The 14,802-nt window shown below is 43.3% G+C and carries 13 protein-coding genes and 1 pseudogene; 7 read left to right on the top strand and 7 right to left on the bottom strand.

The annotated features are described in order from the left end of the window. Window positions 1–51: 51 nt before the first annotated feature. The gene (locus L4C44_RS03870; protein ID WP_285954560.1) at window positions 52–399 is read left to right on the top strand and encodes a hypothetical protein; all 348 of its coding nucleotides are present in this window, start codon (window positions 52–54) and stop codon (window positions 397–399) included. Between the two features lie 209 nt (window positions 400–608). Here the strand turns inward: L4C44_RS03870 and L4C44_RS03865 are convergent, their stop codons facing one another. The 5 genes from L4C44_RS03865 to L4C44_RS03845 all read right to left on the bottom strand — a co-directional run bounded on the left by L4C44_RS03865 (window position 609) and on the right by L4C44_RS03845 (window position 6,737). After that, window positions 609–1,505 carry a sigma-70 family RNA polymerase sigma factor gene (locus L4C44_RS03865; protein WP_372385118.1) on the bottom strand — a complete coding sequence of 299 codons (897 nt, stop codon included), beginning with the start codon at window positions 1,503–1,505 and terminating at the stop codon, window positions 609–611. A gap of 409 nt (window positions 1,506–1,914) precedes the next feature. Beyond that, a complete protein-coding gene (locus tag L4C44_RS03860) occupies window positions 1,915–2,247 on the bottom strand; it encodes an Hpt domain-containing protein (protein WP_428804408.1) in 333 nt (110 codons plus the stop codon). After that, window positions 2,241–3,830, bottom strand: coding sequence for a response regulator (locus L4C44_RS03855; RefSeq protein ID WP_428804407.1), 1,590 nt, complete (start codon window positions 3,828–3,830; stop codon window positions 2,241–2,243). The genes L4C44_RS03860 and L4C44_RS03855 overlap by 7 nt, the downstream gene beginning before the upstream one ends. A 288-nt stretch (window positions 3,831–4,118) precedes the next feature. Next, the gene (locus L4C44_RS03850) at window positions 4,119–5,669 is read right to left on the bottom strand and encodes a DHA2 family efflux MFS transporter permease subunit (protein WP_146491662.1); all 1,551 of its coding nucleotides are present in this window, start codon (window positions 5,667–5,669) and stop codon (window positions 4,119–4,121) included. 3 nt (window positions 5,670–5,672) lie between these two features. Beyond that, the gene (locus tag L4C44_RS03845) at window positions 5,673–6,737 is read right to left on the bottom strand and encodes an HlyD family secretion protein (protein ID WP_146491661.1); all 1,065 of its coding nucleotides are present in this window, start codon (window positions 6,735–6,737) and stop codon (window positions 5,673–5,675) included. A 128-nt stretch (window positions 6,738–6,865) separates the two neighbouring features. Between L4C44_RS03845 and L4C44_RS03840 the strand changes: the two genes are divergently transcribed. The 3 genes from L4C44_RS03840 to L4C44_RS03830 all read left to right on the top strand — a co-directional run bounded on the left by L4C44_RS03840 (window position 6,866) and on the right by L4C44_RS03830 (window position 9,426). Beyond that, window positions 6,866–7,768, top strand: a complete 903-nt coding sequence (locus tag L4C44_RS03840) for a LysR family transcriptional regulator (protein ID WP_146491660.1) — start codon at window positions 6,866–6,868, stop codon at window positions 7,766–7,768. Between the two features lie 286 nt (window positions 7,769–8,054). Continuing rightward, window positions 8,055–8,588, top strand: a complete 534-nt coding sequence (locus tag L4C44_RS03835) for a YbhB/YbcL family Raf kinase inhibitor-like protein (protein WP_285954553.1) — start codon at window positions 8,055–8,057, stop codon at window positions 8,586–8,588. A gap of 40 nt (window positions 8,589–8,628) precedes the next feature. Further along, the gene (locus L4C44_RS03830) at window positions 8,629–9,426 is read left to right on the top strand and encodes a helix-turn-helix transcriptional regulator (protein ID WP_428804406.1); all 798 of its coding nucleotides are present in this window, start codon (window positions 8,629–8,631) and stop codon (window positions 9,424–9,426) included. An 8-nt stretch (window positions 9,427–9,434) separates the two neighbouring features. Here the strand turns inward: L4C44_RS03830 and L4C44_RS03825 are convergent. Both L4C44_RS03825 and dsdC read right to left on the bottom strand, forming a co-directional pair. Then, a pseudogene (locus tag L4C44_RS03825) lies at window positions 9,435–9,626 on the bottom strand (MFS transporter); the annotation flags it as partial. A 112-nt stretch (window positions 9,627–9,738) separates the two neighbouring features. Continuing rightward, entirely contained in the window at window positions 9,739–10,680 is a 942-nt protein-coding gene (gene dsdC / locus L4C44_RS03820; RefSeq protein WP_428804405.1) for a DNA-binding transcriptional regulator DsdC, read from the bottom strand. A 255-nt stretch (window positions 10,681–10,935) separates the two neighbouring features. Here dsdC and dsdA point away from each other — a divergent pair, with 255 nt between their 5' ends. The 3 genes from dsdA to trpS all read left to right on the top strand — a co-directional run bounded on the left by dsdA (window position 10,936) and on the right by trpS (window position 14,520). After that, entirely contained in the window at window positions 10,936–12,267 is a 1,332-nt protein-coding gene (gene dsdA, locus L4C44_RS03815) for a D-serine ammonia-lyase (protein WP_428804404.1), read from the top strand. A 160-nt stretch (window positions 12,268–12,427) separates the two neighbouring features. Then, window positions 12,428–13,201 carry a hypothetical protein gene (locus L4C44_RS03810; RefSeq protein ID WP_428804403.1) on the top strand — a complete coding sequence of 258 codons (774 nt, stop codon included), beginning with the start codon at window positions 12,428–12,430 and terminating at the stop codon, window positions 13,199–13,201. 296 nt (window positions 13,202–13,497) lie between these two features. Continuing rightward, on the top strand, window positions 13,498–14,520 hold the full coding sequence (gene trpS, locus L4C44_RS03805; protein WP_428804402.1) for a tryptophan--tRNA ligase: 1,023 nt from the start codon (window positions 13,498–13,500) through the stop codon (window positions 14,518–14,520). The last annotated feature ends 282 nt before the right edge of the window (window positions 14,521–14,802 follow it).

Genomic DNA, 14,802 nt, shown 5'->3' with positions numbered 1-14,802 from the left:
CTACAAGAATGTTCTTAGTTACTATAGAGAGAGTTAAAAAGGAGTGAGGGCATGTATCGTTATGTCAGTTCACCGCAAGCGTCGAAGTACATAGTGCCACCACCTCAACATCGAGAGTTGTCGAGTGTGGATGTGCCTGAATCCGAATTAGAGATGCGAGAAATATTGAATAATTGGTTTGCTGATGGTTTAGCGCCCATTATCGAAAGTGAAGATGACTACATCTCTGCGAGCGATCAAGTTCGATTTGAAAAGCTTAGCCGCACCGTTGGGATGTTGTTGAGAAACAAAGATTATTATTTTGCCGCCAAACGGATTTTATCAGTGTGGGAGCAAGATTCTCTTGAAACCACTTATATCAATTATCTCATTTTGCGCAGTGAGCGAGTCACTTATTAAGGTAAGTTAACACAGTGGCATTTGCCATTAATGACTTAGGATTCGCGAGCTTACGATCCTTTTATTTTTCTAGAGAATCAGGCAAACAAAAAGGGCAAGCTTTTAGGCTCACCCTTAAGGTTCTTTCTTTACTTAACGTTACTGTTTTTACTTAACGTTACTGTTTTTACTTACCGTTATTTTCACCTAATTCTATACAGGTTTGCGACTTACACCCAACCATCAAATTTGAGTCGTTTCTGAATTCTTTTGACTGCTTCTTTCTGCATTTGTCTAACGCGCTCATTAGAAACATTGACATCAAACATTTCGCCCACTTCAGCTAGCGTTTTCACGTTGTTATCAAACAAACCAAAACGATGGATGAGCACCTTTTGTAATTGTGGAGGAAGTGTATTGATGATTTGTTCTAGAGCTTGGGTAAAGGATTGATCTTCACAATCTTGTTGAGGGTCGAGGATGTATTCACATTCACATTGTTCTAGTGCCATCGGTGCATGACTCGTTCCAACAGTCGTCGTCACGTCAATAAATCCACTTAACGCCACCAGTTGATCGACGCGTTTGGTCTTAACACCAGAACTATCCGATAGTTCAGAAATAGAAATTTCTTTGCGCATTTTCTTACTAACATCGAGCCTCTTTGAGGCAAGGTTATTTATTTCTTTGCATACGTGCGATGGCAATCTGACGGTACGACCAGTGTTCATTAATGCGGCTTCAATGTTTTCGCGGATCCACCATACAGCATAGGTTGAAAAACGATAGCCTGGTTCTGGATCGTATTTGTCGATGGCCTTAATCAAGCCAATGTTGCCTTCCTCGATCAGGTCGAGCAGGGTGAAATTATTACCTTTACGTTTTAGGTAACTCTTTGCGATTTTAACAACAAGGCGTAGGTTTGATTCGATCATGACATCGCGCGCTTTTTTATCACCCGCGCGATTTAATTTTGCGTAATACACCTCATCTTCACGCGACAGTAGATCGATGCCTATAATATCCTTTAAATAATGAGCATAAGGGTCTGCACTGGTAGAAAATGATTCGGTAATGGGTGTTTCATCCGTAAGCCCCTGAGACGCAGCAAAACTATCGTTGTCCATTTCCTTGTCCTTATCTAGCCGACTGAACGTTTTATTGTATTATTATGCCACTAAGTGATTAACGCTTGGTTTCATTAGAGTGTAGATAGCAGTTTCTTATTTACCAATAAATAAAATGCAATTTCGCAAACTTATGTCACAAAGAAGCATACAAATATTTAACCATTTTCATCTTATCAAGTGTGTTGTTTTTCATTTAAAACATCAACATCGCTGGCTTACAAAGCATCTGTTATGTATTTCCTGCCCTAGATAACTGACATGAATTCATAGGTGTCGGTTGGCTATATAATCGAGAGGGGAAATGATAAGAAAAATGGCAAGAGTCGAGGTTCAATGTTTCGAAGTATCTCAACTCTTTTGCAGTTTCGGCTATTAAGCACCGCCAAGTAAGTCTTAATTCTATCGACTAATAAGTGCTAAGAATCTCATCGATTTGCTGATTAATGATCTTAATTTCGCTGTAGATAACGGAAAGATCATCATTTTGCGGCGCAAGCTTATTGAGTGTGTTTTGTTCTACTCTTTCTAATGCAACAGTGGCCGTTTCTTCCCCAAAGCTGGCTAAGATGCCTTTTAAGGTGTGTACAGTAAAATGAAGCTTGCCCCAATCTTGTTGCTGAACCAACTCTTCGATTTCTTGTAGCGAATTGCCATGATCTTCTTGATAGGTAGACAAAACGGCGTAAATGACTTCTCTGTCGTTGTCTAAATAGGCATTTAAAGCATCAAAGTCTAGCATGTGGACTCCTGTCGGCTGCATGTTGAGAATGGGCTAGGCGGCTTAGTGGAAAAACCATACCGTGATGAATCACTAATCCATTGATTCCATTTTGGAGGAAGTTCTAATTGTAAGATTTCTTCTAAATAGTCGTCGCTAAGTTTCTCATCTATATGAGCTCTATGGACTGCATATATATAGTCAAGTTTGGCGGCAACTGAATATGGGTAACTGTGAATGTAGTCCTTTAATTCCTGGATCGACCCAAAGTTTTCAATGTTTATACACGTTGAAGGGTCGGCATTTTTGGACTCAAGTTTGTGACTTACTGTTTCTCCACGAGATTTTAGACATTCTACCGCTAAGTGATAAAGAGAGTACTCACCAAAATGGACGAGCAGTGGTAATAGTTGGGTAAGCAAGTAAGTTGGTTGGCTGTGGAAATTATTCGCTAACAGTGTCGAGGCTCTAATCACTTTTTTATGGGCAACGTGAGGACTATTTTCTACGAGCAAGATGTTGCTTTGAAAGAGGGCTAGACTAGCCAAAACTTGATGCTGTTGTTTTACTGGAAGCTTTAGGTTCACTAACTCTGTGAATTGGTTGGCATGTTCAAGCAAAATACGTTTGTACTTTAGTTTCGTCTCTCTCTGGTAGGTCGCTTTTAACGAATTAAAGTGCGAGCCAATAGAGTGAATGACATCCATGTCGGCAGGTGAAATGTGGGTTGCGTACATTTCCCCAAGCTTAATCAACATGTGCGTGTTGTCGACGTTCTCGGCCAAGTCGATCGCTCGAATTGCGCGATGGCTTATGCTCGGTGTCATTTCAAATGCTCGTATCGCCAGCTTAAGCGCTGGCAGTAACATCTTATGTTTTTCATAGATGCAGCTTAAGCAATCAATCACGTTTAATGACAGTGGCTGAACAATCAAGTAATTGTGCAGTTTCTCTATCGCTAGGTTCGGTTTACCTAAGCTGTCTAAAATCAATGCCTCTGCAACCAACTTGGTCGGGTGCATTTTTGTTTTGGAAGTCGTGAGGACATTTGAAAGCAAGTCCCACTTTTTACCCGCGATTAAGTGCTCGATCAGTGTCGCTTCGAATTGTACGTTCACTTGGTTATTAGGAATCGCTAGCGCCTGTTTAAGCACTTCAGGCGTGTTAATAGGATATAGGCTATTTAGTTGGTCAATTTGCTGCGATTCGGACACAGCACTTTGGATCTTTTTACCCAGCATCTGAGTATGAATCGGCTTAGAAATGAAATGGTGAGCTTCACCTGAAAGGGCGGTTAATACCGTCTCTTGACGCATATCCCCTGATAGAAGAATAGTGGCCACAGTATGATCGATGAGCCTGTTTCGATACAGGATCCCCAAAAGCTCAAACCCGGTGAAGGATTGCTCTAAGTGGTAATCGATGAGGAGTACATGAAAAGAGTGCGTTTCGACCGCTCTAATAGCTTGTCGATAGTCGGTCGCAATAAAGATGCAATCATGTGAAATGCCTAAGCTCGAGAGTTGCTGCTTTATAAGAATAGTTGCACTCTTAGAGTCGTCGACAATTAAAACTCGTAGGTCAGGTGGTAAGGTCAAATCCATTTTCCTCAATACCAAATGTTATTTTTAATTTAGGCGTCAAGTTGCACATTGTCAAGGTGCCAATATCACATACAAACACTCAATAAACTATTGGTAATTAAGGAGTATTCGATAACATTTATGAAAGACTTCAAACGCAGGTTACTTTTGCCTGGTTTTTGTAGGGTTATACGTGTTTTAGAAATAAAAAAGAGGCAAGTCGATAAGCTTACCTCTCAATTTAATTGTTCGAGTTTTTATTCGAAATATTGTTCTTTGCTTGAAGCTCTATTTAACGAAAATCTAGCGCTAATCACGCATATTAAGAATCAACACAGCGGCTAACGCCAAGAATGCCGTCATCATTAAGAACACATCGTTGTAAGCCATGATAGCGGCGTCACGTTGCATGGTGCCAAGTAGGCTTGCTTGCGCTTGTTGCATCGCAGTCGCGGCATCACTTCCTGATTGAATAAAGAATGCTTGCTGGTCTTTGAGGGTTTGCCAACCTAATTGACTCACAGAAGGTAGCGACTCTTTGATGTGTGCAAGATGCTCACGGGTTTTGTTATCCAGCAGCGTAGCGATAATCGCAATACTGAACGCGCCACCTAAGTTACGCATTACGTTAGTTAAGGTCGAAGCGTCAGGGGTGTCCATTTTGCTGATGTTCTTCATCGCAACCAAAGACAGCGGAACCATAATAAACGGGCTACCAATAGCACGTAGAACCATAGACAAAATCAGCTGTTGCCCGCCAAAATCAATTGTCATGTGTGTATTTACGTAACAACTGAAACCGAACATCGCGAAGCCAAAGGTAACCAAGTACTTAGGCTTAATGATCTGTGTTAGTTTGGGCACAATTGGGAATATCAGAAGTTGTGGGAAACCCATCCACATTAACACTTCACCAATTTCCATCGCGTTATATTGCTGAATTTGAGTGAGATACATCGGCAGAACATAGATAGAGCCAAGCAATGCCATCCCTAGAATCAAATAGGCGATACAGGACATCGCAAACTGCCCATCACGCAATAGCCGCAAGTTCACCAGTGGCTTTTTGTGTTGCAGTTCGTTTATTACGAAGTACACCAAGCTCACCGCAGAAATAATGCTAAGTGTAATGATAAAACTTGAGCTGAACCACTCTTCACGGTTACCTTCTTCTAGAACCACTTCTAGACAACCTAGTCCCAGCGCCATGGTCGCAATACCAAACCAATCGGCTTTTTTAAGCGTACCAAGGTCAAGCTTTTCATCTTCCAAGCCGTATCGAATCATGGTGATCACGAGTAGGGCGGGTGGAATATTGATGTAGAAAATATAGTGCCACGAGAAGTTCTCAGTCAGCCAGCCACCAAACGTAGGACCAATCGACGGAGCAAACGTTGCGGTGACACCAAACAGTGCCATACCCACAGCGCGCTTGTTGACAGGTAGTAACTGTATCACCAGAGAAAAGGCAAGTGGAATTAAAGCGCCACCACTAAAGCCTTGCATCGCACGGAACACGATCATCGAGGTCATATTCCATGAAAATGAACATAACAAAGATGAGAGGGTGAAGATGGCCGTCGTCCACGTGATATATCGACGTTTACCAAGCGCTTTTGAAAGCCAACCACTGAGTGGGATAGCGATCATCTCTGCGACTAGATAAGACGTAGATATCCACGAACTTTCATCTAAGGTGGCAGAAAGCGCACCTTGAATGTCTTTGAGAGACGAGTTGGTGATCTGAATATCCAAGATCGCCATAAACGCGCCAATTAAGCCGCCAAATAGGGCGATCCAATGGCGTCTTGAAACCTCTCCATCATCATTGGTTTGGGTGACAACATCAGCGTTACTCATGGTTTAGCCTCGTTTATCGATGGTCGCGACCACAGACAAACCAGGAAGTAGTCGACCTTTCAACTCTTGCTGATCAGGAATAGTAATTTTCACTGGTACACGTTGAACGATTTTAGTGAAGTTACCGGTCGCGTTTTCTGGTGGCAGTAGAGCAAACTTGGCGCCAGTTGCAGGGGAGAAGCTGTCGACCACGCCTTCAAGTGGTTGCCCCGGGAACGCATCCAGTTCTACTTCAACCGTCTGACCTTTGTGAATGCCACTTAGCTGTGTCTCTTTGAAGTTGGCTTCAATCCACACTTGGTTGTTTGGTACCAAACTCATAAGTGGTGCACCAGCTTGAATCAACAAGCCTTCACGTACACTGCGTTTACCAATGACGCCATCAGTAGGTGCGTAGACTTTGGTGTAGTCAAGGTTTAGCTGTGCTTGATCTTGCTGTGCCTGAGCTTCTGTTACTGAGGCTTTGGCTTGTTCAATTTCGCTAGCAATAACGAAGAGTTGGTCATTACTTGCGACAAGGTTGGCTTTCGCTTCTTCTAAGTCTGCAAGGGTCACTTTTTGTTGAGCGACCATGCTATCGACTTCATCTTGAGAAGCGTAATTGCGTTTTAACAAGCTGCGAGAGCGCTGCACCTGTTGGATAGCACGTTCATATTCTGCTTGTGCGGAATCGACGCCACTTTCTGCTTGGTTTATTTTGCTACGTTGTAACGTCTGTTGGGCGATTAAGTTCTTTACGTCGGATTGTACGACGGATAAATGGGCATTAGCTTGAGCGAGGGCTGCTTGGTAATCACGGTCATCGATTTGAACTAATAAATCACCTTCTTTAACCGATTGGTTATCACTCACGTAAGACTTAACAATATAGCCTGATACTTTAGGGCTAATATTCGTGATGTCGCCTTGTAGATAAGCATTGTCGGTAGATTCAAAGTACTGACCATAGCCGTACCAGTATCCGGCGCCAGCTAAACCCAATGACAGCATGATCGCAGTAGCAATAAGCGGAGCTTTTTTACGTTTTTTTTTGCTTACTGTTTGCGAAGCGTTGTTGTTCTCTGTCATTTTTTATTTCTCATTTTGTTTTTATTTAGATGTAACGAATTGTAAATGAATTCGATTGATTGATAAGATAGGAAAAAAGGAAAACACTGTTGCAAGAATCTAACTAATAGCACTTTGGGAGAAGTACGATGGACTTAAATGCTGTGACTGTTTTTACGCAAGTTGTTGATTGTGGTAGTTTCACGCACGCAGCTGAGGCATTGAACATGACCAAGTCGACCGTCAGCCGGAAGCTAGACGAGCTGGAACAGCACCTAGGTGTGAGGTTGATCACTCGCTCGACTCGAAGTTTAGTCTTAACGCCAGAGGGGGAGAGCTTTTATCAGTCGAGTGTCCAGATGCAAGAGATCATGAACCAAGCTGAGTTAGAGGTTTCAGCCAATCAGGATTTGGTCAGAGGGCAGTTGAATGTTGTGTTGCCCGTCGAGTTGGGGCATCAAGTATTAGCAAAGTACATCCACAGCTTCCTAAAAGAGCACCCAAACGTGACTTTGAACTTAGAATTGACGAATCGAGAAGTCGACATCATTGCGGAGGGGATCGATCTTTACGCGCAAATTGGTGAGCTAGTGGACTCGAGCTTGGTTTCTCGCTACCTCACAACATCAAAGCGTGTATTGGTAGCTAGCCCTGAGTATTTAGAACAGTTCGGTGAAATTTCTTCGCCCAATGACCTTAAACCGCCATTTAGAATGATTGAGGTGGTTAACAAGGCGGCGCGTCTACCCAAGTGGCATTTACAATTAGAAGGCGGAGAGTCAATTTTGATCGATCTGCCGTGTCAGTTGCGGGTGAATACCATCACGGCATGCTTAACGGCATGTTTGGATGGGCTCGGCTTAGCGGTGCTTCCTGAATTCATTTGTCGTGAGCACTTTAAAACAGGTAAGCTGATCCGTTTGTTACCTGAATATGAGATGCCGGAAGTTTCAGTAAGCCTAGTGTATGCAGACAGGAAGTTGATGCCGAAACGTAAGAAGGTCTTTATCGCTTATTTACTGACTGCCTTTCAAAATGGGGACCATAAGTAGGGTGCGACTATTAGTTAGGGGCGAGTCTTAGTTAGTGTTAATCCATAACGCTAGTCATCTTCGTTAAAGGCTCTTTGGTAAGACTAAAGGCCTTGGAAATGACTTCTAACCTGCACGTCAATATGTGCTCTTTGAATAGCAATTGTTGAATGTTTTTTCAAAAATGGTGAAAAATGCAGTAAGTATCATTATGAACGTGCTATTTGGCTAATTGTATACTTATTGTTATTCACTTGCGGGTTGCTCAGACTATACTGAGTTCATACCTAATCAGAGGAACACCATCATGAAAGCAATCACTAAATCAGTATTGGTAATTAGCATTTTATCTGTAGGCACTGCCCAGGCGTTTGAACTAACGAGTAATGACATTCAAGAAGGTCATCCAATGGCGAAGACCTTTGAATACTCAAGCTGGGGTTGTGATGGCGAAAACCTATCACCACAGTTGATGTGGAAAGATGCACCAGCAGGTACCAAAAGCTTTGCAATCACGGCTTATGACCCAGATGCACCGACTGAAAGTGGCTTCTGGCACTGGGTTGCGTTTGATATCCCTGCAACTGTGAACGAGTTACCTCGCGGTGTCGACATCTCTAAAGTCGGCGGCAAAGAAGGTCGTATTGATTACGGCACAGTTGGCTACGGTGGCGTTTGTCCTCCGGAAAAAGATGGCATGCACCGCTACCAGTTCACGGTTTGGGCACTGCCAACGGACAAACTTAACCTAGACGAAAATACGCCGTCGGCAGTGGTTGGGTTCACGTTGAACAGTATGGCTTTAGACAAAGCGAAATTGACCGCAACTTATACACGTTAATAGCTTATACAAGTTGATAATAAGTAAACAAGGGGATGAGATGAATCATCAATATCAAGTGACGATCTTTCGTGCAGAGCAGTTACAAAAGCTGCGTAATGTGAGGATTCTATCCCCTAGTATCATTCAGATCATTACAGGCAGTAAGCGCCTGTTTTGGAAAGATTCGGCGGTAGAGCTCTCACATTCTGAGCTGCTGTTGTGTGAGGCATCAGCTTCACTAAGTTTTGAGAACATGCCCCACAAAGGGCGTTTCTTGTCGCGAGTATTCAGCTTTCAATTCCAACCTTCTCAGGCGATGCTTGATTTAAGTGAGGAACGTTCGAATGATCTGGGACTGCCTACAGTGAAAGCGGATCGAAACTTACAAGACTCACTCAACGCGCTGTTCTCGTTTGATACACAGAGCATGAGCAAAGAGACTCAACAGTTTTGGTTGCAGGGCTTGTACCAGCAATTAGCTGAAAAAGCGGTGCTGCATCGATTGTTTGCCAGTGCCAACGTTTCGTTTAGCCAAAAGCTCAGCCATTATCTTTCACTCTCACCAGATGAGAAGCATCCGCTAGAGTCGGTGGCGGAGCGTTTTGCAATGAGCCGAGCCACGCTGATTCGAAAGCTCAAGTTGGAAGGTATGCAATATCGTGAGGTGTTGGCTGAAGTTCGGTTGAGTCATGCGCTTTATCTGATGCAAAACGGACAACAGAATGTAGCGATGTTGGCTCAGTCTTGCGGTTACCAATCGGAAGGGCGTTTTAGTCAGCGCTTTAAAGGGAAATTTGGTTTGTCGCCAAGTGAATACATCAAAACCGTCGTCAGCAATAGAGTCGCGACACCGTAACCCTTCTTGTTTGGCCCAAGCGCTAACGTTACTTGCCACGCTACGCCGCTTTTAATCATCTTCTTCATCGGCAGAGGTTTGTCTTGTTGCTTGTTATTGTTGGCCGAAGATGAGCGTTTTCTGATTTTAGGCAACCAGATCATCAAAGCTAATATTGGAAATACCAAGTTCATTAACAGCGCTAATTGCCAACCTGTCAATAACCTGAGAAAGCACCGGAGCTAAGCTCGTAAAAGGCCCGCGAAGGTTAAGTGCCAAGAATTCCCATATTCCACGTACTCCGTATTACTCACACGATCCGAACATACACACCTACATTTGATCTCTTTGCTCTAAAGCCCACTCAATAAACATTTTAACTTTTGGTGATTGGTGTTCTGACGGCGTCGCAAAATAATACTGTTGTTTGCACGTAACTGGTGGTTCGCTAAATGGCGCGATAAGCGTATTGTCTTTAAGATATTTCGATACAACGCTATATCGCCCAATGGCAATACCTGCATTGTTTATAGCTGCCAGTATCGCGAGATCTGAACGGTCAAACTCGATGTTAGAGTTTGAATGCACAGTGCTGAGTTTGTTCGCTTGTGCCCACACTTCCCATTCATTGCGGTTCGAATCGTAGTTCCATGCTTGGTTGTCATGCAGTAACGTTGCTCTATTGAGGTTCTCTGGTTGTTGATTAAGCCCGTGTAACTCAGCGTATTGAATGCTACAAACCGGAGTCATGCTCTCGTGCATGAATGCTTGGCAGAAAAGTTTATCGGGAAAAAGATCATCGAAGTAGATGGCAATATCGATACCGTGTCCTTGAAAGCTGATATTTTCATTACCCGTTAGCAGCTTTAATGTGATTGATGGGTAACGTTGTTTGAAGTCCGCTATCCGAGGTACTAGCCAACTCTGCGCAAATGTCGGTCGTGAATAGATCGTGAGTGTGCCCGATATTTCGTCGTTCTTAACATCTAAAATCTCTTGGTTTAGATCATTCAAGGTGCGGCTCAATGCGGCATAGATGCGTTTGCCTTCGCTTGTTAGAGCGATTTTTCGGTGCGCACGTTCAAACAGCTGTATATCCATTTCTCTTTCGAGCTTGTTGATACGATGAGAAACCGCACTTGGTGTCATCGATAATTCTTGGGCTGCAAGTGAAAAAGAACCATGTCGAGCCGCTACTTCAAACGTGTGCAGTTTTGACAGCTGGTGGCTGTTTAAGCGTTGATTTTTGGAGTACAGGTTGTCTTCGCTATACATGTCGTTAAGGGCACCTTGGTTCAAACAAGAGGAATTCGATACATATCGTGGAGGTCATATCATAGCTCTATCTATGAGTTATAGTTAATCATAACTTGCTTTAGCTGAGTTAATTCTCGAACTATTAGGCCATAGATGAATTTAGTTCATGTAAGTGTGATTTTTCGTCGTTTGAACAAACACCAAAATCCCGTTTAAATAGGGTTACTAATGATTGAACCTGCGCAGTACGCGCTTTACCAGAGAAGGTCACCCATGACTGAATTGAATATCGATAAACTCATCTCAGATTTCCCATTACTTCAACAATTAATTGCATTGGAAGAAGTGGTTTGGTTTAACCCAAATGTGACGACTCTGGAGCGCGGTTTACCTTATGTGGGATTGGGCGAACAAGATATTCATGATGCGAGTTTGAGGTTACAAAGGTTTGCCCCTTATCTGGCGAAGGCATTTCCTGAAACTCATGTGACGAATGGCATCATCGAATCTGAGCTTATCGATATCCCTGCAATGAAGTTGGCATTAGAAGCTCATTATCAGCAGCCAATAAAAGGGCGCTTGATGATGAAGAAAGACAGCCACTTGCCGATTTCTGGTTCAATCAAAGCTCGTGGTGGTATTTATGAAGTACTTACGCATGCCGAAAAGCTTGCGATTGAAGCTGGATTACTGAGTGAGAGCGATGATTACAGCAAGCTGTTAGAGCCTGAATTTCGTGACTTCTTTAAACAATACAGTATTGCCGTAGGGTCAACAGGCAACCTTGGTATGTCTATCGGCATCATGAGTGCCAAGCTTGGTTTTACGGTATCGGTTCATATGTCTGCTGATGCAAGAGCGTGGAAGAAGAACAAACTGCGTGAGCACGGCGTTAATGTCGTTGAGTACGAACAAGACTACGGTGTTGCGGTAGAACAAGGTCGTAAAGAAGCAGAGCAAGACCCGCGATGTTTCTTCATTGATGATGAGAACTCTCAAACCTTGTTCCTTGGTTATTCTGTGGCGGGAGAGAGGCTCAAACAACAATTCGAACAACAACAGATTGTCGTCGATAAAGAGCACCCATTGTTCGTTTACTTACCATGTGGTGTTGGTGGCGGCCCTGGTGGTGTGGCATTTGGTTTAAAGATGGCGTTTGGTGATGATGTTCACTGTATTTTTGCTGAGCCGACTCATTCGCCTTGCATGCTGCTCGGTGTTCACTCGGGTTTACATGATGAGATTGCGGTGCAAGATCTTGGTATCGATAACCTCACCGCCGCAGACGGTTTGGCGGTGGGTCGAGCATCTGGATTTGTCGGTCGCGCGATGGAGCGTTTGCTTGATGGTTACTACACATTAACTGATGAACGTATGTACCAATTGTTAGGCATATTGAACCAAGCCGAGGGCATTCAACTTGAGCCTTCAGCATTGGCTGGTATGCCGGGTGCTATTCATGTTGAACACAACAGTGAATATCTGAAGAGATTAGGCATAACTGAATTTACATTAGCGAACGCGACTCATCTTGTTTGGGCGACAGGCGGCGGTATGGTCCCAGAGCAAGAAATGGCAGCGTATTTAACGAAGTCTTCGTTATAAATTGAATAAAAAGCGGGTGCTCGTGGCTGTTTTATCCGCTTCAATGAAACAATAAGTTGCGCAGATCGTTACCTAAAACACAGATTTTATAAATTAGACTTCATCCTTGTTATCACTGTCAGTTAGGTTGAGTGGCACTCAATTTGATAGGGATAGAGCGATGCCAGTACAACAACCAAATACACCAGAAAAACTCCTACAACGTTTAGATGCGATTGGAGAATCTTTAAGAGCTTCTGGTAAGGCGCACGCCTTGTTAGGGCTAGGTTCTGTTGGCATTGAAACGGAGCGATTGGATCAATATTCAGACGTGGATTTCTTCGCGATAGTGCAAACGGGGCATAAGCAGTATTTCTTAGACAGCTTGCATTGGTTATCTGACATTCTTCCAATCGACTATGCCGTAAGGAACACGGTCGATGGCTATAAAGTACTTTATGCCGATGGGATATTCTGTGAGTTTGCGGTATTCGAACCCCACGAGTTAGCGCATATTCCATTTGCTGAAGGGCGCATTGTTTGGCAGCAACCTGAATTTGATACGCAGTGTTGTGTTCCACCAGTAAAAGGGGAGGCACACGCTAACACTCAAGAGTGGCTCATTGGTGAGGCACTAACCAATCTTTATGTGGGTATGTCTCGCTATAATCGAGGTGAAAAGCTGTCGGGCAGTCGGTTCGTTCAATCTTACGCACTCGATCGCTTGATTGGTCTTGTGGAGCAAACGGAACAGTCTGAGCCTGAATTCGTTGATGAATTTATGTCGGATAGAAGGCTAGAAGTACGCTTTCTTAAGTTTGCTCAATTGCTACCAAGCTTTACACAAGGTTACGAGCGTACTGCTGAATCGGCTCTGGCACAGCTCGAGTTTTTGAATGCTCACTTTAACGTCAACCAAGCAATGCGTTCTAGAATTATTGATTTATGTAATTAATACATTTACTTACGATGTGCATATTCAATAGTTCCTGTTTTGAAACGCCTTGAAAACCGGTTTCGGTACGTTAGTTTTATTGTCTACCAATAAAAGGGTTGTCGCTAACTCTTATTATTGGTAGGTTTTAATCATGAAATTTAATTCCGCTTCAACTTCAATTTTCTTTTGGTGGTGCTCTATCTAGAGCAGCACGGAATACTCACATTCTTTAGCTGCTGGAAGGTAGTGAAGAATGTCACCAAGAATGTCGTCTCTTTTTATCTCCAGTAGCTTTTATTACTTGGAGATACCTTATGAAAACACCTCAAAACACGAACAAACCTGAAGTTATTCTGACTGGCGACCGAGCGACAGGCCCTTTACATCTGGGTCACTATGTTGGCTCACTTCAGCAGCGCACTTCGTTGCAGCATATTCACCACCAAACGATATTGGTTGCCGACATGCAAGGGCTTACTGACAACGCTCATAATTCTGCCAAGGTATCGTCTAACATTCTCAATGTGGTGGCTGATTATCTAGCGGTAGGTATCGACCCAACAAAAACCACAATCTGCCTTCAATCGCAATTACCAGCACTGGCTGAACTTACCATGTTCTACAGCAACCTTGTGTCTATCGCTCGTTTGGAACGCAATCCAACCGTTAAAAGTGAGATTCAAAACAAGGAATTTGGTCGCTCAATTCCGGCTGGTTTTCTTACTTATCCGATTTCACAAGCGGCTGATATCACAGCCTTTAACGCGACTTTGATTCCTGTTGGTGACGACCAATTGCCGATGCTAGAGCAGACCAACGAGATCGTGAGAAAAGTTAACTCACTCGCGGGCAAGCCAATCTTAAATGAGTGTAAACCTCTGCTTAGCAACGCCTCTCGGCTTCCGAGTACGGACGGTAAGAGCAAGATGTCCAAATCAATGGGCAACGCTATCAACTTAGGTGCGACCGAGAAAGAGATTCGTGCCGCAGTGAAATCCATGTATACCGACCCAAATCATCTACGAATCGAAGATCCGGGCCAAGTAGAAGGGAACATCGTGTTTACCTATCTTGATGCTTTCCATACTGACGCTCACTACGTCAATGAACTAAAAGATCACTACCGCAGAGGCGGGTTAGGGGATGGCCAAACTAAAAAGGTATTGGAAGAGTGTCTACAAGAGATGATTCGCCCGATAAGAGCGCGCAGAGCCGAACTGTTGGATGACAAAGCGCAACTCATCGATATCTTACGCCAAGGTACACAAGTCTCGAGAGAAAGAACCGAAACCGTGTTGTTTGATGTTAAAGAACTATTTGGCCTGAACATCTTGTAAGTTTCATCAGCGATTATTCTTCATCTATTCACATTTCATCCTTCACTTATTCATCAGACCACTGCCCGATAGCGATCTGATCTCGCTATCGGTTACCCGACCTGTGTGAAACTATCAAAGAGGTTATCGTTCACGTGACTTCTTTGGATTGGTTTTAATGCTTATTACTGTGCGATTTATCATTTCCTATTTATAGAAATAACACTTTAATATTTAACTAACTATAAGATTTTAAATAAATTTTTGCGGTATATCTCAATTCGAAAGACATCATTAATTATG

This window comes from Vibrio satsumensis, from assembly GCF_050337435.1.
In the GTDB taxonomy this organism is placed as follows: domain Bacteria; phylum Pseudomonadota; class Gammaproteobacteria; order Enterobacterales; family Vibrionaceae; genus Vibrio; species Vibrio satsumensis.
This window is presented reverse-complemented; position numbering and strand designations above follow the sequence as displayed.

Bases quoted from the DNA above. Each gene is read 5' to 3' on its own strand.
- L4C44_RS03870 (WP_285954560.1), top strand. From the start codon at position 52: ATGTATCGTTATGTCAGTTCACCGCAAGCGTCGAAGTACATAGTGCCA.
- L4C44_RS03865 (WP_372385118.1), bottom strand. From the start codon at position 1,505: ATGGACAACGATAGTTTTGCTGCGTCTCAGGGGCTTACGGATGAAACA.
- L4C44_RS03860 (WP_428804408.1), bottom strand. From the start codon at position 2,247: ATGCTAGACTTTGATGCTTTAAATGCCTATTTAGACAACGACAGAGAA.
- L4C44_RS03855 (WP_428804407.1), bottom strand. From the start codon at position 3,830: ATGGATTTGACCTTACCACCTGACCTACGAGTTTTAATTGTCGACGAC.
- L4C44_RS03850 (WP_146491662.1), bottom strand. From the start codon at position 5,669: ATGAGTAACGCTGATGTTGTCACCCAAACCAATGATGATGGAGAGGTT.
- L4C44_RS03845 (WP_146491661.1), bottom strand. From the start codon at position 6,737: ATGACAGAGAACAACAACGCTTCGCAAACAGTAAGCAAAAAAAAACGT.
- L4C44_RS03840 (WP_146491660.1), top strand. From the start codon at position 6,866: ATGGACTTAAATGCTGTGACTGTTTTTACGCAAGTTGTTGATTGTGGT.
- L4C44_RS03835 (WP_285954553.1), top strand. From the start codon at position 8,055: ATGAAAGCAATCACTAAATCAGTATTGGTAATTAGCATTTTATCTGTA.
- L4C44_RS03830 (WP_428804406.1), top strand. From the start codon at position 8,629: ATGAATCATCAATATCAAGTGACGATCTTTCGTGCAGAGCAGTTACAA.
- dsdC (WP_428804405.1), bottom strand. From the start codon at position 10,680: ATGTATAGCGAAGACAACCTGTACTCCAAAAATCAACGCTTAAACAGC.
- dsdA (WP_428804404.1), top strand. From the start codon at position 10,936: ATGACTGAATTGAATATCGATAAACTCATCTCAGATTTCCCATTACTT.
- L4C44_RS03810 (WP_428804403.1), top strand. From the start codon at position 12,428: ATGCCAGTACAACAACCAAATACACCAGAAAAACTCCTACAACGTTTA.
- trpS (WP_428804402.1), top strand. From the start codon at position 13,498: ATGAAAACACCTCAAAACACGAACAAACCTGAAGTTATTCTGACTGGC.